The 20,883-nt window shown below is 39.5% G+C and carries 17 protein-coding genes, 1 pseudogene and 1 riboswitch; of the genes and pseudogenes, 1 reads left to right on the top strand and 17 read right to left on the bottom strand.

Going from position 1 to position 20,883, the window contains the following annotated elements; translation table 11 throughout:
- Positions 1-9: 9 nt before the first annotated feature.
- The 6 genes and pseudogenes from QM877_RS00920 to QM877_RS00895 all read right to left on the bottom strand — a co-directional run.
- A complete protein-coding gene (locus QM877_RS00920) occupies positions 10-960 on the bottom strand; it encodes a diacylglycerol kinase family lipid kinase (RefSeq protein WP_414317274.1) in 951 nt (316 codons plus the stop codon).
- Between the two features lie 3 nt (positions 961-963).
- On the bottom strand, positions 964-2,922 hold the full coding sequence (gene ligA, locus QM877_RS00915; RefSeq protein WP_414317273.1) for an NAD-dependent DNA ligase LigA: 1,959 nt from the start codon (positions 2,920-2,922) through the stop codon (positions 964-966).
- Between the two features lie 93 nt (positions 2,923-3,015).
- On the bottom strand, positions 3,016-4,275 hold the full coding sequence (locus tag QM877_RS00910; RefSeq protein WP_414317272.1) for a nucleobase:cation symporter-2 family protein: 1,260 nt from the start codon (positions 4,273-4,275) through the stop codon (positions 3,016-3,018).
- A complete protein-coding gene (locus QM877_RS00905) occupies positions 4,275-4,856 on the bottom strand; it encodes a xanthine phosphoribosyltransferase (RefSeq protein WP_414317271.1) in 582 nt (193 codons plus the stop codon). The genes QM877_RS00910 and QM877_RS00905 overlap by 1 nt, the downstream gene beginning before the upstream one ends.
- Positions 4,857-4,932: 76 nt before the next feature.
- Positions 4,933-5,029, bottom strand: a riboswitch (purine riboswitch).
- Positions 5,022-6,005 carry a GMP reductase gene (gene guaC / locus QM877_RS00900; RefSeq protein ID WP_414284904.1) on the bottom strand — a complete coding sequence of 328 codons (984 nt, stop codon included), beginning with the start codon at positions 6,003-6,005 and terminating at the stop codon, positions 5,022-5,024. (Overlaps the previous riboswitch by 8 nt.)
- A 170-nt stretch (positions 6,006-6,175) precedes the next feature.
- Positions 6,176-6,936: pseudogene (locus QM877_RS00895) on the bottom strand (5-methylcytosine restriction system specificity protein McrC); the annotation flags it as partial.
- A gap of 183 nt (positions 6,937-7,119) precedes the next feature.
- Here QM877_RS00895 and QM877_RS00890 point away from each other — a divergent pair.
- Positions 7,120-8,823, top strand: coding sequence for a thiol-activated cytolysin family protein (locus QM877_RS00890; protein WP_414317270.1), 1,704 nt, complete (start codon positions 7,120-7,122; stop codon positions 8,821-8,823).
- Positions 8,824-9,691: 868 nt separating this feature from the next.
- On the opposite strand, the gene QM877_RS00885 is transcribed toward QM877_RS00890, so the two are convergent.
- The 11 genes from QM877_RS00885 to dprA all read right to left on the bottom strand — a co-directional run bounded on the left by QM877_RS00885 (position 9,692) and on the right by dprA (position 20,785).
- Positions 9,692-10,471, bottom strand: coding sequence for an L-threonylcarbamoyladenylate synthase (locus QM877_RS00885; protein WP_000160498.1), 780 nt, complete (start codon positions 10,469-10,471; stop codon positions 9,692-9,694).
- Positions 10,472-10,500: 29 nt separating this feature from the next.
- On the bottom strand, positions 10,501-11,094 hold the full coding sequence (gene leuD / locus QM877_RS00880; protein WP_414317269.1) for a 3-isopropylmalate dehydratase small subunit: 594 nt from the start codon (positions 11,092-11,094) through the stop codon (positions 10,501-10,503).
- 9 nt (positions 11,095-11,103) lie between these two features.
- Complete coding sequence (gene leuC / locus QM877_RS00875; protein ID WP_414317268.1) at positions 11,104-12,486, bottom strand: 3-isopropylmalate dehydratase large subunit; 1,383 nt, start codon at positions 12,484-12,486, stop codon at positions 11,104-11,106.
- A 3-nt stretch (positions 12,487-12,489) separates the two neighbouring features.
- Positions 12,490-12,759 carry a DUF1294 domain-containing protein gene (locus QM877_RS00870; RefSeq protein ID WP_414317267.1) on the bottom strand — a complete coding sequence of 90 codons (270 nt, stop codon included), beginning with the start codon at positions 12,757-12,759 and terminating at the stop codon, positions 12,490-12,492.
- Positions 12,756-13,793 (bottom strand): 3-isopropylmalate dehydrogenase, encoded by a 1,038-nt coding sequence (gene leuB / locus QM877_RS00865; RefSeq protein ID WP_414317266.1) that lies wholly within the window; start codon positions 13,791-13,793, stop codon positions 12,756-12,758. The genes QM877_RS00870 and leuB overlap by 4 nt, the downstream gene beginning before the upstream one ends.
- 11 nt (positions 13,794-13,804) lie before the next feature.
- Complete coding sequence (locus QM877_RS00860; protein WP_414317265.1) at positions 13,805-15,367, bottom strand: 2-isopropylmalate synthase; 1,563 nt, start codon at positions 15,365-15,367, stop codon at positions 13,805-13,807.
- Positions 15,368-15,681: 314 nt separating this feature from the next.
- Positions 15,682-16,338, bottom strand: coding sequence for an MmcQ/YjbR family DNA-binding protein (locus tag QM877_RS00855; protein WP_414317264.1), 657 nt, complete (start codon positions 16,336-16,338; stop codon positions 15,682-15,684).
- Positions 16,339-16,381: 43 nt separating this feature from the next.
- Positions 16,382-17,014, bottom strand: coding sequence for a copper homeostasis protein CutC (locus QM877_RS00850; RefSeq protein ID WP_414317263.1), 633 nt, complete (start codon positions 17,012-17,014; stop codon positions 16,382-16,384).
- Between the two features lie 93 nt (positions 17,015-17,107).
- Positions 17,108-17,467, bottom strand: coding sequence for a YbaN family protein (locus QM877_RS00845; protein WP_414317262.1), 360 nt, complete (start codon positions 17,465-17,467; stop codon positions 17,108-17,110).
- A gap of 254 nt (positions 17,468-17,721) precedes the next feature.
- The gene (gene topA, locus QM877_RS00840) at positions 17,722-19,809 is read right to left on the bottom strand and encodes a type I DNA topoisomerase (protein WP_373114244.1); all 2,088 of its coding nucleotides are present in this window, start codon (positions 19,807-19,809) and stop codon (positions 17,722-17,724) included.
- Positions 19,810-19,927: 118 nt separating this feature from the next.
- Positions 19,928-20,785: a DNA-processing protein DprA gene (gene dprA, locus QM877_RS00835; protein WP_414317453.1), complete on the bottom strand. Its 858-nt coding sequence runs from the start codon at positions 20,783-20,785 to the stop codon at positions 19,928-19,930.
- Positions 20,786-20,883 lie beyond the last annotated feature (98 nt).

Raw genomic sequence — 20,883 nt, 5'->3', positions numbered from 1 at the left:
AATTTGATTTTATATGTTACTAATAATTTCTTGATCAAGTGCCTCACGATTCACAAAAAACTCAATGTGATTATGACATACTTCCAAATCTACTGGTGTGTCGCCACCGTATTCTCCATCAAGATTGAGCATAAATGGCTCTTCCTGATCCAAAGTTTCAATTCGGAGTTTACTCGTTTTCAGATATTCAACATTGATATCTGAAACGTGTTGGCCTCCGTTCATGGCCTGAACTAGCAGACTCAACATATCTAGGATTTTATCCGTCTTTATCAGAATAAGCGTGAAATTGCCATCATCCAGTTTGGTATCAGGTGCGAATTGCTCAAATCCACCAATAGAATTGGTCAAGGCAACAAAGACAAGAGAAACTTCTCCTGTAAAAATTCCCCAATCATGGTAAATACGAACAGGACGGGCTTTGGATTTTGGAAACATCTCGAAGCCTTTAGCAACGTAGGCCAGATAACCCAAACGCGTCTTTAGTTCACTCGGAACACTAAAAGTTAACTCCGTAAGAGTTCCTGCCGCAGCAATATTGATGAAATACTTATCACCAAAGGCACGACCAATATCAATTTGCTTGGTTTCATTTTTAGCAATGATCTTCGCTGCAGCAACTGGATCGCCCATGGGGATTTTCAATGCTCTTGCATAGTCATTGGTAGTTCCAGTAGGAATGATGGCTATCTTTGGACGATGTTCCAGAGGTGCAATTCCATTAACCACTTCATTGATAGTACCATCGCCACCAGCTACCAAAACCAAATCAAAGCCAGCTTTTGCAGCTCTTTCTGCTTCTTTCTGGGCTGATAAGTGTTCAGATTTGGTCTGAAAAGCACTGGTTTCATAGCCTATGCTCTCTAACACTTCTAGAACTTCTGCGATATTTTGCTTGATAATTTCCTGGCCTGAGGTCGGATTATAAATGAGACGTGCGCGTTTTTTTACTTCTTTCATAGCTTACAAACTCTCAAGCCAAGCTTCATCACGAATCTCTATTCCCAGTTCTTGTGCTTTTTGGAGCTTGCTTCCTGCATCTGCTCCTGCTACAACAAGGTCTGTTTTTTTAGACACACTACCAGTAACCTTGGCTCCTAGACTTTCTAATTTATTTTTAGCTTCTGAGCGATTAAGACGCTCTAGCTTTCCTGTCAATACGACAGTTAAACCAGACAAGGCTGCATTTGCTGCAACTGTCTGTCCTTTGTAGTCTAGATTAACACCTGATTCTTTCAATTCCCTTAAAAGGATTTCAGAACCCTCTGTAGCAAAATAGGTCTGTAGGCTTTGAGCAATGACACTACCCAAACTTTCAATATTTGCAATTTCTTCAGGATTGGCTTGTGCTAGCGATTCGATTGAGTGGAAGTTTTGTAAAAGCAACTGACTTGCCTTACTTCCTACATGACGAATCCCCAAACCAAACAAGAGTTTTTCAGCAGAATTTTCTTTGGATGCTTGAATAGCCTGATAGAGCTTTTGAGCAGATTTTTCCTTGATACCATCTAGCAAAAGCAAATCTTCCACAGTCAAATGATAAATATCTGCAACATCCTTAACCAAATCGGCAGCAAATAGTTTCTCCACGATCGATGGACCAAGGCCAGAAATATTCATAGCATCACGCGATGCGAAGTGCGTCAAGCCTTCCTTGATTTGAGCAGGGCATCGCGGATTGATACAACGAAGGGCAACCTCATCTTCAAAATGCAAAAGCTTACTGTCACAACTTGGACAGTTTGTTGGAATGTCGAGTTTTTCTTCAGATATACGTTTTGATTCTACTACACGTAAAACAGCTGGAATGATGTCACCTGCCTTATAGACAATGACTGTGTCATCCTTACGGATATCCTTTTCAGCGATATAGTCAACATTATGAAGAGTTGCACGACTTACAGTTGTACCTGCAAGTTGCACTGGAGTAAGATTAGCAGTCGGAGTCACAACTCCTGTACGTCCTACTGTCCAGTCAACAGAAAGAAGTTTCGCTTCTTTTTCTTCTGCTGGGAATTTATAAGCGACTGCCCACTTAGGTGCTTTGACTGTAAATCCTAGCTGCTCCTGACCAGCTAGATCATTGACCTTAATCACAACTCCATCGATATCATAAGGCAACTGATCTCTTTCTCGACCAATTTCTTGAATAAACGCCCAAACCTCATCCATACTATGAGCTAATAGACGTCTTTGATTAACCACAAAGCCTAACTGCTCTAAATGATTCAAAACCTTCTCTTGACTATCTCTGGTGGAAGGACTAGCTTCTTGGTAAAGGAAGGTTGCAAGATTACGTTTGGATACTACTGCTGTATCTAACTGACGAAGGGTTCCTGCAGCAGCATTTCGCGGATTGGCAAATTCTGGCTCCCCATTTTCTTGACGAGATTGATTGACCTGGTCAAAAGAAGCTCTCGGCATATAACATTCACCACGAACAGTGATATCTAATTTCTCTGGTAAGGATAAAGGAATGTCCTTGACACGTTTGAGATTTTCTGTGATGTTTTCCCCGATGGAACCATCACCACGAGTTGCCCCAGTAACAAAAATTCCCTGCTCATAAGTCAAGGAAATCGATAAACCATCAATCTTCAACTCACAAATATAAGTGACATTATCCAATTCTTTACGAACACGCGCATCAAAGGCGTCGAGTTCTTCACGTGAAAAAGCATCCTGCAAACTATAAAGAGGATACTGATGACTATATTTCTCAAACCCATCAAGAATCTTTTCACCAACACGATGTGTCGGACTTTCTGGCAAGACTTGGTCAGGATGAGCTTTTTCTAACTCTACCAATTCACGATAAAGACGGTCATACTCACTATCAGATACAGATGGATTATCACTTGTATAATACTCTGTCGCATAGCGATTGAGCAGTTCAACGAGCTCTTTCATTCTTTCATTCATAAAACCATTTTACCATAAAAAGGACTATGGAAACAATACAGAAGCTCTAAAAAAGAAAATGAGAAGGATATTTCTATCACTTCTCATTTATTTTTATTTTTTACGATTCAAAATAGCATTCAAGATAATGGCTACAGCACTCGCAATGACAATACCATTTGAGAAGAACATTTGTAATTCAGTTGGTAAAGTATTGAAGAGATTGCTTCCGTTTAATCCCACCCCAGCAGCAATAGAAACTGCTGCAATGAGGAAGTTGTGTTCATTGTGCTCAAAGTCTACACGCGCCAAGATTTGCATCCCTTGTAGAGAAACAAAACCGAACATGACCAGCATTGCTCCACCAAGAACAGGGCTAGGAATAATCTGAGCCAAGGCACCAAACTTAGGCAAGAGACCAAGTAAGATGAGGAAACCAGCTGCGTAGTAGATTGGCAAACGAGTACGAATACCTGAAAGTTTCACCAAACCAACGTTTTGTGAAAATCCTGTATATGGGAAGGTGTTGAAAAGTCCACCAAGCAGAACAGCGAGACCTTCTGCACGATAACCATTGCGAAGACGAGTGCTATCGATTGGATCTTTAGTAATATCAGAAAGGGCAAGATAAACACCAGTTGATTCTACCATAGATACAGTAGCGATAATACACATCATGACAATAGAAGAAATCTCAAATTGCGGAGCACCGAAGTAAAATGGAGTTGGGATATGAACGAGTGGAGCTTCTGCTACCGGAGAGAAATCAACCAAGCCCATAGTCGCAGCGATGATAGTACCTGCAATCAAACCAATCAAAATAGAAATTGACTTAATAAATCCTTTTGTAAAGATATTAACCAAGAGAATGATAAGAATAGTGATTGTTGCTAACGCTAGACTTTGTCCCGTTGGTTTTTCGACGTTATTTCCCATATTCCCAATAGCTACTGGAATCAAGGTCAATCCGATTGTTGTAATGACAGAACCCGTTACGATTGCAGGGAAAAGATTGGCAACCTTAGAGAAGATACCTGAAATCAGTATAACATAAATCCCTGAAGCAATCAAAGCTCCGAACATAGCACCGCTACCATGACTCTGACCGATCATGATAAGAGGAGCAACAGACTGGAAGGCTACCCCAAGAACAATAGGTAAACCAACACCAAAATGTTTATTGAGTTGCAATTGTAAGAGAGTTGCAACCCCACACATAAAGATATCTGTTGAAATAAGGTAGGTCAACTGTTGAGCTGAATACCCTAAAGCACTTGCAATCATGATTGGTACCAGGATTGAACCTGAGTACATGGCTAGCAAGTGTTGCAAACCAAGAACGGCTGCCTGTGAGTGGTTTTCCTGTTGTTTCATTAGATATCTGCCTCCTTAAAGATAACTTTTCCATTTTCAAAACGCTCTAATCGCGCAAGTGATACTACTTGATGACCTGATTTTTCTAGCAGTTCACGACCATCTTGGAAGGATTTTTCAATCACAATTCCGATAGCTTCAACTGTAGCTCCAGCTTGCTCGATAATCTGAATCAGCCCTTTAGCTGCTTGGCCATTTGCCAAGAAATCATCGATAATCAATACTTTATCTTGAGGAGATAAGAACTTACCTGCAATGGATACGGTACTTGTTACTTGTTTCGTGAAAGAATAAACCTCAGCAGTTAAAATTCCTTCATTCATCGTGATATTTTTTGCCTTCTTAGCAAAAATCATGGGAACATCTAACTGTTCAGCCACATAAAGGGCTGGGGCAATTCCTGACGCTTCAATGGTCACGACTTTGGTAATACCAGCATTTTTAAAATGCTCTGCAAAAGTACGACCAACCTCGCGCATTAAGGAAAAATCCACTTGGTGGGTCAAGAAGGAATCCACCTTAAGAATATTCTCACCAAGGACGTTTCCGTCCTTTAAAATTCGTTCTTCTAATAATTTCACAATAACCTCCGAAATAAAAAGAGACTTACCAAGTAAGCCTCTGGGAAACAAAGAAATAGATTTAACACCTATCCTTATATCTCTGCAGCTTACTCATTGTTAGGTATTTACGGTACCTTGTAGAAACGCCACGCCAATTCGTGGCATAAATAAGTAATAGTAATATTAGTGAGCGTCACCATTCCAGATAGAGTTCTTCACAATGACATAGTCAACGTGACGAAGATCAGCAACCTTACGACCTCCAGCATAAGAAATCGAACTTTGCAAATCCTGTTCCATCTCAGTCAAGGTATCTTGCAAATGTCCTTTAGCAGGAAGAAGGATTTTCTTACCTTCGACATTCTTATAAGCACCTTTTTGGTATTCTGAAGCTGAACCATAGTATTCTTTAAATTGTTTACCATCAACTTCAACTGTTTTACCAGGACTTTCGATATGCCCTGCAAACAGTGAACCAATCATGACCATGCTCGCACCGAAACGAATTGATTTGGCGATATCACCATGTGTACGGATACCTCCATCGGCAATAATCGGTTTACGCGCAGCTTTAGCACACCAGCGAAGGGCTGCTAACTGCCAACCTCCAGTACCAAAACCAGTTTTGACCTTAGTAATACAAACCTTACCTGGACCGATTCCGACCTTAGTAGCATCTGCACCAGCATTTTCAAGTTCACGCACAGCTTCTGGAGTTCCAACATTACCAGCGATGACAAAAGTATCAGGTAATTCTTTCTTGATGTGCTGAATCATTGAAATAACGCTATCAGCATGACCATGAGCAATATCAATGGTGATGTACTCTGGAGCATCTTCCTTTAATTGACTCACAAAATCATACTCGTAGTCTTTAACACCTACTGAGATTGAAGCAATCAAGCCCTGATCGTGCATACGTTTGACAAAAGGAATGCGTCCTTCTTCATCAAAACGATGCATAATATAGAAATATCCACCCTTAGCAAGTTGTTCAGCAACATTTTCATCTAGGATTGTTTGCATATTGGAAGGAACAACTGGTAATTTAAAGGTATGCTTCCCTAAAGTTACCTGCGTGTCAGCCTCTGCTCGACTTTGAAGGACACACTTATTTGGGATTAGCTGAATATCTTCATAGTCAAAGATCGGAAATTCGTTTAACATATTTCTCTCATTTCTCTTGTTTAGACCTTCCTAAAGTTAGGAATAGCCTCGTCTTTTCCAGACAATTACTCTAACAAGTTTACAATATTGTCCGTTTTTTGTCAATTGTAATGACCGAAAACAAATAATGTTCGTGTTTTTTGTTTCCAATCAAGGATATAACTAGACATCTACCCTGTATTTGTCTTACCTTTCAAATCTTTACCAAGATTTTCGATAAAGACTTTTTCAAAGGATTCAAGCCTCTTGACAAAATCTTGATAACTTTCATTTGGATAGACCATTTCTTCAACAGGGCTCCATAGCCTGCTAACTTGCCTATCTCATTATCAACTACCTTTTCCTTGCTTGGAAAAACAAGCCCAGCCTGATCAGCTTTTAAAATATAAGAATAAGAAATCAGCTGGAACAAGTCCTCACGTTTAATTCCTTTTTCAGTAAATTCTAGTTTTTTATATTTAGCATCTAAAACTGTTCTTAGTTCTCTATTATAAAAATCTGGGAAAACTTTTCGTTTACGATCAGAAAATACCGAAACACCGTCCGTCTTATCCTTATTTCATGGATGGATGAAATCTTTTGGCAACAAGGTATAAACATACTCTTCCCAAAGCCAGGCAACATCAAAAAGAATACCATGGATTTTTTGCTCTTGGTATCCTAAACCATGCTTTTCTCTATTTAGAATCATCAGGCAAAGTTCTTGCAATTTTCTATACTCTCGAAAATATGCATGACGAAGAGGTTTGGTTTGATTTAGTCGGATAATCTTAGCACGATCAGCTAGTTTATAAGATGGGGTTACACGAATTATTTCTGTCATATTCTCGCGATTGCTGTCAATAATACCGCTTCCTAAATGTTTCTGATTATTTATGTACTCAATCGTATGACGAATCAGCTGCATGAGGGAATTATCATAAGTGAACTCTCAAGTAAAGAAAAATTACACTAAAAAGCTAAAATCTTCGAAATTAAATTAAACATATATAAAGATATGTCTAATTTTTACAGAAAACGATTGCATAAGATTTTTATTTCTGCTAGAATATCTTTATCCCTAGAAAGCGCATTCAAGAGATGATAAAATGAAATAATAAACTAGGAGCTTTATATGATTCAAAATAATCTTGACAAAGGTTTTCGTTATTCTATCCGAAAACGTAGCATTGGTGTCTGTGGTGTAGTTATTGCAACTTTTTTATTAAGTACAGCTTCGATTATTCAAAATAATACTGTAAAAGCTACTGAAACCCCAATTTCAAGTAGTTCTAATCCAAAAACAGAACCTACAGTAAACGAACAAGAAAATACTCCAAACCTTAATTCAAAACCTGAAGAAAAAGACGCCACTACTGTAACTGAAGCACCAAAAGCAGATGTTATGGGAAACCTCATGAAATCTACTAATCAGGCAGATAAGGACTTGAATAAATATCTTTTCGGATTAAACTACAATAAAATTGATATTTTAACTCGTAGAGGTGAAGCAATCGAAAATTATTCAAATACATCTTCAAAACAACAAGGGAATGAGTTTGTTGTAATTGAAAAAGTGAAAAAGAGTATTTCTAATAATTCAGCTGATGTTTCAATTAACGGTAATAGCGACATCTTCTTAGGCGCTTTGTTCCGAGCAGATCAAGGGTTATTAGAAAATAAACCTCAACTTGTTAGTATTGATAGAAAACAGGGTAGAATCAGCGTGGACCTTCCAGGAATGGCTGGATCAGATAGCTATACTGATGCAAACACAACAGTCAGTGGTATGCAGGAAGGAATTAACACTCTGGTAAATAGATGGAATGCAAATTATGCATCAAGTAATCCTGCACCTGCTCGTATGCAATACGATTCTACTTCAGCATATAGTATGAATCAACTAAAAGCAAAATTTGGTAGCAACTTTGAAAAAATTGGGGTTGATTTAAAAATTGACTTTGAAGCTGCACAAAAAGGTGAAAAACAAATTGAAGTTGTCGACTTTAAACAAATTTACTTTACCGCTAACTTTGATGCACCAAAAAATCCTGGAGATGTCTTTGGTGATAATGTAACAGTCAACGATTTACAAGATCGTGGCTTGGATGAACAAACACCTCCTGTTTATGTTTCTAGTATGTCTTATGGCCGTCAAATGTATGTTAAATTTGAAACAACAAGTACAAGTACAGAACTTAAAGCAGCTATAAATGCTGTCATTAAAGGTGTGCCTATTAACCCTGAATCTGAATGGGCTCGTGTTTTGAAAAATACTTCTGTAACAGCTGTTATTGTTGGCGGTAACGCTGATGGCGCTGCTCGAGTAGTTACTGGAACACCTGAAGATCTCAAGAAATTAATTCAAGAAGGAGCTAATTTTAGTACACAAAATCCTGCAGTCCCTATTTCTTATAAAACTGCCTTTTTAAGAGATAATCAAGTTGCAACAATCCAAAACAGTACTGATTATATTGAAACTAAAATTACCTCTTACAAGAATGGCTATCTCAATTTGCAACATAAGGGTGGATATATCGCTCGTTACTACGTTTACTGGGACGAAGTTACATATGACGAAAATGGAATTGAAAGCATCCGCTCTCGTGAATGGGAAGATAATGGAAAAAATAGAACTGCTGGTTTCCAAACTGAACTACAATTTAGAGGAAATGTTCGCAATCTTCGCGTAAAAATTCAAGAAAAAACAGGTCTTGCTTGGGAACCTTGGAGAACAGTTTATAATCGTACAGAATTGCCTTTAGTTCAAAAACGCACTATTATCAATTCAGGAACCACACTAAGACCAAAATATAGTGAACAAGTTGAAAATAACTAATAAAATAGTTAAAATATAGAGTATCATTATTCATCAAATATCATTTTGAACCTTTCTGAATTTAGGATAACTCTATTCGATAACTTATACAATAAAAGGAAAACATCTTTTCATGAGATGCTTTCCTTTTTGTTTTTTTGAGGTTCTTAATCCAATTAACTCAACTTATCTCAATTCAATACTCATTTAAAATCAAAAAGAGGAGAAATGTTACTGTATAAACAAACATATTAAAGTTATAGTAGATTGAAATAGGGTATGAACAAATCAATTAGCAAAGTTAAACTAATTTCTAGAAATATTTCTAGCAATCAGAGTGTACTGTTCTAGATTCAGTCTATTATATTGTTAGAAACTCATTACTTGCTTTCCCTGAATAGAGTATGGTTCATTGATTAGCTGGTAAATTTCAAAGTTTATACTTGTATTACGATATTTCTTAAGCCACCTATCAACAAAAAATGAACTTTGATTTTAATTGTGTATGAATACTTTTAAAAATTCTGTTTTTATCGATTCAGAAGTTCTCTGTTATTTTTAGTTACGATTGATAAAAGAAATAAATTTAAAAACTTTATCGTCTTAGTCAGTTTAACCAAAGTCATTCTCTAAAATTGAGACTTAAACTAAAACGTCTTTCTTACTAACTTATTCAGTAATTTAAAGATGTCACACTCTTATTACAATAATGACTAATACTCAATGAAAATCAAAGAGCAAACTAGGAAGCTAGCCGCAGGCTGCTCAAATCACTGCTTTGAGGTTGTAGATAAGACTGACGAAGTCAGTTACATATATCTACGGTAAGGCGACGCTAACGTGGTTTGAAGAGATTTTCGAAGAGTATAAACCTCACTTCTTCTACATCCTAATAATACTCACCCTGACGGTAGTCCCATGAATTAAAGGTATCTGATAGATGCATCATGATTTTATCAATGTCAAGTCCTTTACGGATCACAACTGGTGCTGGTGAAGTTGAACGTGCTCCGCCTTGTTCTGGAATGAGTTTGCCGTCCTTATCGACCATAGACACCATCACACCTTGCTCGTAGCGAGTTTCAATCGTTTTGTCAGGTTGGATGGAAGCCACATAGTCGTCTGCTTCGATGACAAGGTCCACTGCTCCTTCGATACGTTCTCCAATACCTTCTACCTTACCACGGTTTCCTTTTCCAGATGGGTTTGCAGATGAGGCGTAGACCATCTTGCCTTCTTCCCAAAGTTTAGCAGCTAATTGTTCACCAGCTTTCCCAAATTTGATAACGAAACAGCTAGTACCACGCACGTCCGTCATAAGTTCTTCACGGCCATCCCCATACGCTTTGAGTTTTTCAAAGGCTTCTGGTTTCCATGGAAGGATACAACCAAGAAGAATATCTTCATCCCAATGTTTTTGGTAAAAGGCTTCAATTTCTGGGTTAAGTTGTGCTAAAGCACGAAGCTCATCCATGCTACCACAGAGAACCACACCTGGTTTGTTACGGTTACGCTCTTTGGCTGCGAACTTGCGCTCAAGTCCTGCCTTGTCACTAGTCATGATAATGTAACCAACTTTAGTAGGGCAAACGATACATCCGCCCTCACCTTTTAAAATGTCATAGCCTTCTTGTGAAAGTGTTCCGTTCCATTGAATGTGTTTTGTCATAGTTCTATATTTCCTTTTCTATATTTATTCTAATCCTTCCAGTAGGCTGGTCGTTGTTTTTCATAAGCAGCAATCAAATCTTCATACTGCAAGGTAATGCCGATATCATCCAAACCATTTAAGAGCTTGTGTTTCCACTCGCTATCGATTTCAAAGGAGAATTCTCCGACTGGTGTGATGATTGTTTGTTGTTCCAAGTCCACAGTTACCTGGTCGGTCGGTTTGAGTTGGGCTAGCTTTTCTCTAACCTCCCTAGGCTGAACAATAGGCAACATGCCATTATTGAGTTCATTATTGTAATGAATGTCCCCAAAAGATCCTGCAATCACAACCTTAAAACCATAGTCGGCTAGTGCCCAAGCTGCGTGCTCTCTAGAAGATCCAGCCCCAAAGTTATCCCCTGAGATGAGGATAGTCGCCTTGCGATATTCAGGTCGGTTAAAGACAAAGTCTGGGTCCTCAGTATACCTATCATCTAGATAACGCCAAGCATACATGAGGTACTTACCAAATCCTTTCTTATCAATTAACTTGAGAAACTGCTTGGGTAGGATTTGGTCAGTGTCAATATTATCATTCATAAGAGGAACCGTTGTTCCTGTATAAACTGTAAATTTTTCCATATCCTCTCCTTACTGGGCCTCTGGCATTTGCCGAACATCTACAAAGCGCCCTGCGATAGCTGCAGCTGCTGCCATGGCTGGACTGCAGAGATGGGTCTTAGCACCAAATCCCTGTCTGTCTTCAAAGTTACGGTTACTGGTCGAGGCGCAGTGGACACCATCAGGAACCTTGTCCGGATTCATCCCTAGGCACATTGAGCAACCTGGATCTCTCCACTCAAAGCCAGCATCTAGGAAAACTTTATCCAATCCCAATTTCTCCGCAGCTCGTTTAACAGGGCGAGAGCCTGGAACCACGATAGCCGTTAAGTTAGGAGCTATTTTCTTCCCTTTGACAAATCGCGCAGCCAGTTGTAAGTCGCTGAGACGAGCATTGGTACAAGACCCGATAAAGATATAACCTAGTTCAATATCTGCTGGCTTTTGACCAGGCTCCAAATCCATGTAATTATAAGCGCGCTCATCATTCATATCCTTAATTTCTGGGAATCTACTGTCAAAGTCAACCCCCATAGCAGGATTTGTTCCCCAAGTAACCATAGGAGCTAGGTCTGAGACATCCATCCGGATAACTTTATCGTAAACAGCATCATCATCGCTGACAATTGTTTTCCAATCAGCCACAGCCTCTTCGAAATTCTCTGGAACACATTCCCGTCCCTTGAGATAATCGTAGGTTTTCTGATCCGGATTCATGATTCCCATCTTAGAGCCAAACTCTATGGACATATTGCAGATGGTCATTCGCTCTTCCATGCTCAGTGCATCAATAGCTTGTCCACGATATTCCACCACATAGCCAACACCACAGGCAACGCCGTACTTGGCAATCAAAGCTAAAATGTAGTCCTTGGAATAAACTCCCTTTTGAGGAACTCCTGTGAATTCTACCAGCATTTTCTTGGGTTTGACCTGCCAGAGGGTCTGAGTAGCAAAAACATGCTCGACCTCACTGGTCCCAATTCCAAAAGCAATCGCTCCGAAAGCTCCGTGGGTTGCCGTATGGCTATCCCCACAGACGATGAATTTCCCTGGTTGGGTTCGTCCTGTTTCTGGACCAACCATGTGAACGATCCCCTGCTTTTCAGAACCATGGGCCGCATGTTCAATCCCAAATTCCTCAACATTTTCTGCAAGCTTATCAATTTGAGCCTTAGAAATCACATCTCGAATATCATAGATATTGACTGTTGGGACATTGTGGTCAAAGGTTCCAAATGTCAAGTCTGGTCGTCTCAATCTACGGCCTGCGTCTCGTAATCCTTGAAAAGCCTGTGGACTGGTCACTTCGTGGATATAGTGCTGGTCCACATACATGAGTTGCGGTTGCCCCTCCTCTCCTGTGATGACATGACGGTCCCATAATTTATCAAAAATCGATTTTCCTGCCATCCATTACCTCCAAATAAAATATAAGGCTCCTAGTGTGGTCACCATCCCAAGAAACCAAACCGTTTTAAAGTACCATTTTCTAGTCTTGTGATGAAAGGTGATTCCTGCTAACCAGGCTCCAAAACCACCACAAGTAAAGGCTAAAATAAGTAAGATTTTCTCAGGGATGCGCCAAACTCTTCTCCTTGCCTTGGATTTGTCAATACCATAAATCAAGAAAATCATGACATTCCAAATCAAAAGGACTAGAGTAATTTTTTCGTCTAACTTCATAACCTTGCAATGATAGCTTCCGTCATTTCCTTGGTCGAAGCCTGTCCACCTATATCTCTTGTTAAAATGCCAGCCGCTAAACTTGCCTCAACAGCACGCTCGATACGTTCCGCATACTCATAACGTCCAAAACTGTCTCTCAACATCATGGCAACTGATAAAATCATAGAAATAGGATTGGCAATTCCTTGACCTGCAATATCAGGAGCTGAACCGTGAATGGGCTCATAGAGACTTGGACCCTTTTCAGAATGACTGGCTGATGGCATAACTCCAAGGGTGCCTGATAAAACGCTTGATTCATCAGATAAGATATCTCCGAAAAGATTCTCCGTCACGATGACATCAAACTTGGCAGGATTGGTAATCATGAGCATGGCAGCTGAGTCTACCAGCTGGTGTTCCAAGGTGACATCTGGGAAATCCTGCGCGACTTCCTCCGCCACTTTCCGCCAGAGTTTTGAGGTCGCTAGAACATTTTGCTTATCGATACTAGTAACGATTTTTCTGCGATTTCTTGCGATTTCAAAGGCTTTGCGAATAATCCGTTCTACTTCCTCATAGCTATAGTCGTTGATATCACGCGCTTTTCGCTCTTCAAGAATATGATCTCCAAAGTAAATCCCGCCTGTCAACTCACGCACCACGACAAAGTCTACACCAGCAATTCGTTCTGGTTTGAGTGGTGACAAATGCTTGAGACTGTCAAAGATTTTTACAGGACGAATATTGGCATAGAGATTGAGTTCCTTTCGAAGGGCCAGAAGCCCTTGTTCTGGTCGAACTGGAGCATCGTCATACTGAGGACTACCGATTGCAGCGAGTAGAATAGCATCCGCTTCTCTAGAAGCCTTGAGCGTTTCGTCTGGCAAGGGATGTCCTGCAGCATCAATACCCGCCCCTCCAAAAGGTCGTCTGTCAATCTCATAGTCAAAACCTGTTTTTTCAGCTAGAGCCTCCAAAACTTCTAAACCAGCTTCCATGATTTCTGGGCCTATACCATCACCTGCTAGGGCAACTATTTTTCTTGTCATAGCTTTCTCCTTTATACGGTAGGCATGTCGCGATAGGAAACTGTTGTTCCCATCTCACCAGCATTCTCTTTTTGAACAAAGGTATTGGCATTAATGTAGGCAATAGCCGAAGCCTTCAACACATCGAAATCAAGTCCAGCTGCGTTAAAGATAGTCTCTGTATCTCTGTTTTCAACAGTTACCAATACACGTGCCTGGGCATCAATCCCATCAGTTACCGCATCAATCGTATAGGATACCAAGCGAACAGATTGATTAAAGAATTTATCAATAGCATTGAAAATAGCTTCAACAGAACCCTGACCTGTTGCATTAAATTCAACTTTCTCACCATCAAAATTAGCTAATCTAACTGTCGCTTCAATGTCATTTTCAGAATGGGTTTGAAGTTGCAAGTCATCAAAGTGGAAGCCTTCTGGATTTTCAACCATGGTACCAGCTACCAGAGCTCGAATATCAGCATCTGTGATTTCTTGCTTCTTATCTGCCAAGGCCTTGAACTTAGTAAAGAGTGGCTTGATATCTTCGTCTGTATAGTCTAGAGCCAAATATCTTAGTTTCTCAACAAAAGCATGGCGACCAGACAATTTACCGAGTGGAAGACTATTACTCTTGGCACCAACCAATTCAGGTGTAATGATTTCATAAGTGAGAGGATTTTTAAGAACACCATCTTGGTGAATACCTGATTCGTGAGAGAAGGCATTTCCTCCAACAACCGCCTTGTTTTTTGGAACTGGAATTCCTGAGAAACGAGAAACCATTTCAGACGTATTGATGGTTTCATTTAGGACAATACTTGTCTCTGCTTGGTAATAATCTTGGCGAATATTGAGGGCCACCGCTATTTCTTCTAAAGCAGCATTCCCAGCTCGTTCTCCAATACCGTTAATGGTTCCTTCAACACGCCCCGCACCATTCTTAACAGCAGCGAGGCTATTTGCAACTGCCATTCCAAGGTCATCATGGCAGTGAGGCGAATAGATAATCTGACGGTCGGTTTTAACATTGTCAATCAGATACTTGAAGATATTCCTATATTCCTCTGGTGTGGTAAAACCAACCGTGTCAGGAATATTGATATAGGTTGCCCCTGCGTCTACCGCTGTTTGAACGACTTGTAGGAGAAAGTCCAGCTCAGTTCTAGTCGCGTCTTCAGGAGAGAATTCTACCACTTCAAATTTACAACGTGCATAGGAAACATGCTCTTTAATAGCTTCCAAAATTTCCTCTTTGCTTTTATTCAACTTAAATTCACGATGGATAGGACTAGTAGCGATAAAAACATGGATTTGTGGATACTTAGCATCCTTAAGTGCTTCATAACAAGCGTCAATATCTGATTTAACAGAGCGAGCTAAACCAGTCACCGCTGTTTTCTTCAAGACTTTTGCAATTTCCTGAACTGCAGTAAATGAGTCAGGACTAGCTGCTGGAAAACCAGCTTCAATTGCCGAAATTCCCCATTTTTCCAGTTGTCTTGCAATGGCAATCTTTTCCTTAATAGAAAAATTAACACCTGGTGTCTGCTCACCATCTCGAAGGCTAGTATCTAGAAATTCAACTGTTCTCATAAGATTTCCCCTTTTCTAAATTTGGTTTTAAAAAAACATCTCGCTCGGAGTTCCAAGCGAGATGTTGATTTACTCCCGCTTGGTAAGCCAAACAGGACTAATGCTTCTGCACTAGCCCGAGTACCTCAACAACAAAGCAAATTGATTAAACTTAGCTGTTTTCATGTTTGACTTTCTCCTTCGTTTGATATCTTGTTTAGTATTTTAGCATAGGAAAAAACACATGTCAAGAAAAAATCCAATATTTTCTGAAAATTTCTTCAGTAAAGAATATTTTGCTAATTGAAAGTATTTGAAAAATCAAGTAAATATAATCACTTTTTCAAGGTCAAGTTCCAGCTTTTTTCGATCAATTCTAGCATCTCTTCATCTGATAAACTGTCATCCAGTGGCACACTAATCCAGTAGCGCTTGTTCATATGAAAGGCTGGATAAATCCCTTTTTTTACCAACAAATCAGATACTTGATCATGTTTGAGATTGACTGCTTCCACTAATCCTTCTCTGCCCTTTTCAAGCTTATCCCAAGAAATCTTCATAAGAACCGCATACCACTTCTGATTATTTTCATGGCGTAAAATCGCAGTATCAGGAGATTTCTCCCATAAGTATTCTAATTGATTTTCATACTTTTCTTGAACACGAGTCATGATTCTATTGGTCTGTGGATAGATAAAATCCTGCACATCAAAACAAGACTTTCGGATTTCATAAAGAACTTCTAAGCAGGCTTCACGGACACTTCCTACAAATGTCCCTCTCATACTGGCCATATGAACTTGTGAATAGAGATCACCAGTTTCTTGGTCATAAACTTGAAAACCTAAGACTCCATCCTCAACTGTAACCAACATGAGAAAATCTCCGTGCAAGATAGTCGAACTATGGGTCCATACGCCTTGATTTTCTACAAATCCATACTCTTTGGCTTTTTTACTATTAAACTGATAAGCTTTAAAAATTTCAAACATAAGCGAAAACTGCTACCAAAAGCTAGCAGTTCCTTTCTATTTATTAAAAGACGACCTTAGTTCCATGTAATTGTGTCACACCCAGTTGGTCAATAAAGGTTTGACGGTTATCCATGTCAATCCCTCCACCAGGTAAAATTTCAATTTTTCCTGCAGCGTGTTCTAGAATTCTATGATAGTGAGCAAAGCGTTTCTCTAACGAGTCGCCAGATACACCAGCACGAGTCAGGATGCGTGTCACTCCAGCTTGGCTGAGCCAATCAATAGCTTCTAACTGATCTTGTTCGCTCAATTCATCAAATGCCATATGGAAAACAATTTCCATACCTTTAGATGCAGCAATCAACTTTTCAAGATTGGCCTTGTCCAACTTCTTATCAGCAGTCAATGCACCAAAGACAACGCCTTGGCTTCCTGCTTGAGCAGTTAGAGCAATGTCCTCAAGCATAATAGCAATCTCGAGGTCATTGTAGACAAAATCACCACCACGTGGTCGAATCATAGTCATAATGGTCGTATCGTAGTCGGTAGCCAGTTCCACAGCTGCCTTGGTCACTCCGTAGCTTGGAGTTGTTCCACCAACTGCTAGATTATCACAGAGCTCGATACGGCGAGCTCCTGCCTGCATAGCTTTTTCAAGCAAGGTTACATTTTCAGCACAAAATTCGTAAATCATTTGATTCTCCTTGAAGATTACTTTAAATTTATTATATCATACTATTTCGAATATGTTTTTGTTTTTATCAAGGAAAATCGTTACTTATTAAAGCTATTCTTTATCAGGAATCACCTTAAAAAGATAGTAGGTAATAAAGATGGTTAAACATCCCAAACCGATTTTGACTGGTAAAAGAGGAGCAAAATAAATGGAAATTCCCATCAAGATATAAATCGATACAATAATTTTTTTCTTACGTTCACGCGCAATAGACTTGGTCTCACGAAAGTCCGCCACGTAAGTCTGATAAAGTTTGGTACGATAAAGCCAATCTTCAAAACGCTTGGAACTTCTCGAAAAACAAGCAATAGACAACAAAAGAAAAGGTGTCGTAGGCAACAAGGGCAAGACAACTCCAACAATAGCCAGAGCTAATGACAGAAATCCAATAATCAGATAGATAATACGCATAACTTCTCCTAGTTAATACTCTTCGAAAATCTCTTCAAACCACGTCAGCGTCGCCTTACCGTATATATGTTACTGACTTCGTCAGTTCTATCTACAACCTCAAAGCAGTACTTTGAGCAGCCTGCGGCTAGCTTCCTAGTTTGCTCTTTGATTTTCATTGAGTATAAAATAATCTTCTTCTAGTTTCGCATACAATGATGAATTTTGTCAAGCCTTTACTAAAAAGAGCCTGAAATTTACTTTCAGGACTCATTTTATTTGATTTTTTCTTCTTCGTAATCACCATTGCTACAAACGATCTGCTTCCCGCCACCACGGACTTTTTTCTCCATGAGGAAGTTACCACATTTTGGACAATCTCGTCCAACAGGCTTGTCCCAAGAAGTAAATTCACATTCTGGATAGCGATTGCAACCATAGAAGATACGATTACGCTTGGTTTTTCGTTCAATAATTTGTCCTTGATGACAGCTTGGACACTCAACACCAATCTCTTTCACGATAGCCTGTGTATGACGGCAATCTGGGAAATTGCTACAAGCATAGAACTTACCAAAACGACCAAGTTTAATGACCATCGGACTGCCACACTCTTCACAATCAAATCCTGCTGGCTCATCCTTGATTTGGATTTTTTCCATTTCCTCTTCGGCTTTGGCAACCTCTTTAGAGAAGGGTTTATAAAATTCATCAATGACTCGTTGCCACTGCTCTTTTCCAACTTCGACATCATCCAGTTTACCTTCCATTTCAGCTGTAAAGGTTACATTGACGATATCAGGGAAATATTCAACGATGAGCTTGTTAACAATTTCTCCCAATTCTGTCGGTTCAAAACGCTTGGCTGCCAAACGCACATAATAGCGCTTTTGAATGGTTTCAATGGTAGGTGCATAAGTTGATGGGCGACCGACTCCGTTTTCTTCCAAAGTTTTAATCAGTGTCGCTTCCGAATAACGTGCTGGCGGTTGAGTGAAGTGCTGCTCAGGTTTACTATTGACCTGCTTGACGACATCACCAACTGCCATATCCGGCAACATCTTATTCTTATCTGAATCATTGTAAATAGCCAAGTAACCATCAAATTTAACCTGACTACCATTCGCTGCAAACTGAACTCCATTTTGAGAGAGCTTCACAGCCATGGTATCAAAGATAGCACCCGTCATCTGACTCGCTACAAAGCGATTCCAGATAAGGGTATAAAGCTTAAGTTGGTCTTTATCCAAATACTTAGCAATTTTTTCTGGCGTGTTAAAGACACTTGATGGGCGGATAGCCTCATGGGCATCCTGAGCACCAGTCGCATTTTTGACCTTGCTACCATGCTTAGAATACTTACTGCCAAAACGTTCATTAATGTAGTTTGCAGCTTCATTTTGAGCAACTGGACTGATACGAGTCGAGTCTGTACGCATATAGGTGATCAAACCTTGGACGCCCGTACCAATATTAATCCCTTCATAGAGTTGCTGGGCAACCATCATGGTCTTTCGAGTACGGAAATTGATTTTATTAGCTGCATCCATCTGCATAGTTGAGGTAGTATAAGGGAGTGGAGCGTTACGCTTGCGTTCTTTTTTATCTACCTGATCAACTGTAAAGTCTTTACTGGATAGATGAGACAAGACTTCTTTGACCTCTTCATTGCTCGTCAATTTCATCTTCTTGCCATTCATTCCATAGAAGGATGCTTGGAATTGCTTAGTCCCCTTTTTGAAGACTCCATCAATAGTCCAATATTCTTCCGGTTGAAATGCATTAATCTCATTTTCACGGTCAATGATTAACTTGAGAGCAACAGACTGAACACGGCCAGCTGACAAGCCCTTTTTGACCTTCTTCCAAAGAATTGGTGAAATGGAATAACCTACCAAACGGTCCAAAACACGACGAGCTTGTTGGGCATCCACCAAATCCATGTCAATCTTACGAGGTTCTTTAAAAGCATTTTTTACCGCATCCTTGGTAATCTCGTTGAAAACAACACGGTTAGCATCATTTTCATCTAGATTGAGAATATGAGCTAAATGCCAAGAAATTGCTTCTCCTTCGCGGTCCGGGTCACTTGCGAGAAAGACTTTATTGGCTTTTTTAGCTTCTTTTTTCAAGTCATTGATCAGAGGACCTTTCCCACGAATATTAATATATTGGGGTTCATAATTATTTTCTACATCGACTGACATACTGGATTTTTTCAAATCACGAATATGACCAACACTGGCTAAAACCTTATAATTTCTACCCAGGTATTTTTCAATCGTTTTAGCCTTTGCAGGCGACTCCACGATTACTAGATTTTTTTTAACTGTTGATTTTTTCTTCTTTGTTGCCGTAGCCACAGTATCACACCTTTTCAAAGTAATAAACTTTATAAAGTGTAAACCATTTTTAAAAGCCTGTCAAGACTTAACTCTTATATATAGAAGAAAAGTTTAACCGATAAAACCTTACTAGTTCTTAAAATTCAAATTCTGCTAGCACATCCTGACCACTTGAAACAAGTTTTGCACCTTCTTGAACCAAGTGATGACAACCATCTGAACGACCATCTAAAATGCTACCTGGAATAGCAAAAACATCTCTTCCTTCTTCCATAGCTCGCTCACAAGTAATTAAACTACCCGATCTCATCTTTGCCTCAGCAACGATGACACCCATACATAGGCCAGCAATAATCCTATTTCGCGCTGGAAAGTGATATTTCAAAGGTTCTTCACCCGGTCCATATTCACTCAGTAGCAAATGATATTCACCGATATAGTCCTGCAGTCGTTTATTAGAACGTGGATAGTAAACATCCAAGCCAGTCCCAATGACTGCAATGGTTTTTCCACCACCTTGAAGAATAGACATATGCGCTGCAGTATCAATCCCTCTAGCAAGCCCACTCACAATCACCAGCTCATTTTCCAGTTCTTCAATAATCTTACGGACTGATTTTGTCCCTGTTTGACTACAAGAGCGACTGCCCACAACTGCAATCTTAGGTAACTTTAAGAGATTTAAATCGCCCTTATAAAATAACAATACTGGAGCATCATAGATTTCACTGAGAGCAAATGGATAGACATCGTCTAGGATGGAAAAAGAGGGAAATTTTTCAAAGTCATTTCTTAATCGCTCCATACTTTCAAAGGTGAGTTTATGGTAACGTTCCATAAAAACCACTGGATTTCTACACTCAGATGCTTCTGCTATCGTTTCTAAGCTTAATTCTTGATCATAGATTTCTCCATATTGAAGTACCTTTAAAACCTGTTGATTACTCAGACCTGCTTGTTTCAACTTATAAATCTCAAAATTATCAATCTTAATTTTCATGATAGACTCCTTGTTTTTCTCTCTATCTATTTATTCGTAGAAAAAGAAAAAAACTTCCCAACAATTTTACTTGTTTAGGAAGTTTTTTTATA

The sequence above is a fragment of the Streptococcus infantis genome (genome assembly GCF_047463655.1).
In the GTDB taxonomy this organism is placed as follows: Bacteria; Bacillota; Bacilli; order Lactobacillales; family Streptococcaceae; genus Streptococcus; species Streptococcus infantis_Z.
The sequence above is the reverse complement of the archived record's forward strand: the minus strand, read 5'-3'. Positions and strand labels throughout refer to the sequence as shown.

Coding starts and splice junctions, on each gene's coding strand:
- ligA (WP_414317273.1), bottom strand. CDS start 2,922: ATGAATGAAAGAATGAAAGAGCTCGTTGAACTGCTCAATCGCTATGCG.
- QM877_RS00920 (WP_414317274.1), bottom strand. CDS start 960: ATGAAAGAAGTAAAAAAACGCGCACGTCTCATTTATAATCCGACCTCA.
- leuC (WP_414317268.1), bottom strand. CDS start 12,486: ATGGCAGGAAAATCGATTTTTGATAAATTATGGGACCGTCATGTCATC.
- leuB (WP_414317266.1), bottom strand. CDS start 13,793: ATGACAAGAAAAATAGTTGCCCTAGCAGGTGATGGTATAGGCCCAGAA.
- QM877_RS00855 (WP_414317264.1), bottom strand. CDS start 16,338: ATGTTTGAAATTTTTAAAGCTTATCAGTTTAATAGTAAAAAAGCCAAA.
- QM877_RS00910 (WP_414317272.1), bottom strand. CDS start 4,275: ATGAAACAACAGGAAAACCACTCACAGGCAGCCGTTCTTGGTTTGCAA.
- QM877_RS00845 (WP_414317262.1), bottom strand. CDS start 17,467: ATGCGTATTATCTATCTGATTATTGGATTTCTGTCATTAGCTCTGGCT.
- leuD (WP_414317269.1), bottom strand. CDS start 11,094: ATGGAAAAATTTACAGTTTATACAGGAACAACGGTTCCTCTTATGAAT.
- guaC (WP_414284904.1), bottom strand. CDS start 6,005: ATGTTAAACGAATTTCCGATCTTTGACTATGAAGATATTCAGCTAATC.
- QM877_RS00890 (WP_414317270.1), top strand. CDS start 7,120: ATGATTCAAAATAATCTTGACAAAGGTTTTCGTTATTCTATCCGAAAA.
- QM877_RS00870 (WP_414317267.1), bottom strand. CDS start 12,759: ATGAAGTTAGACGAAAAAATTACTCTAGTCCTTTTGATTTGGAATGTC.
- QM877_RS00885 (WP_000160498.1), bottom strand. CDS start 10,471: ATGACAAAACACATTCAATGGAACGGAACACTTTCACAAGAAGGCTAT.
- QM877_RS00860 (WP_414317265.1), bottom strand. CDS start 15,367: ATGAGAACAGTTGAATTTCTAGATACTAGCCTTCGAGATGGTGAGCAG.
- QM877_RS00850 (WP_414317263.1), bottom strand. CDS start 17,014: ATGATTTACGAATTTTGTGCTGAAAATGTAACCTTGCTTGAAAAAGCT.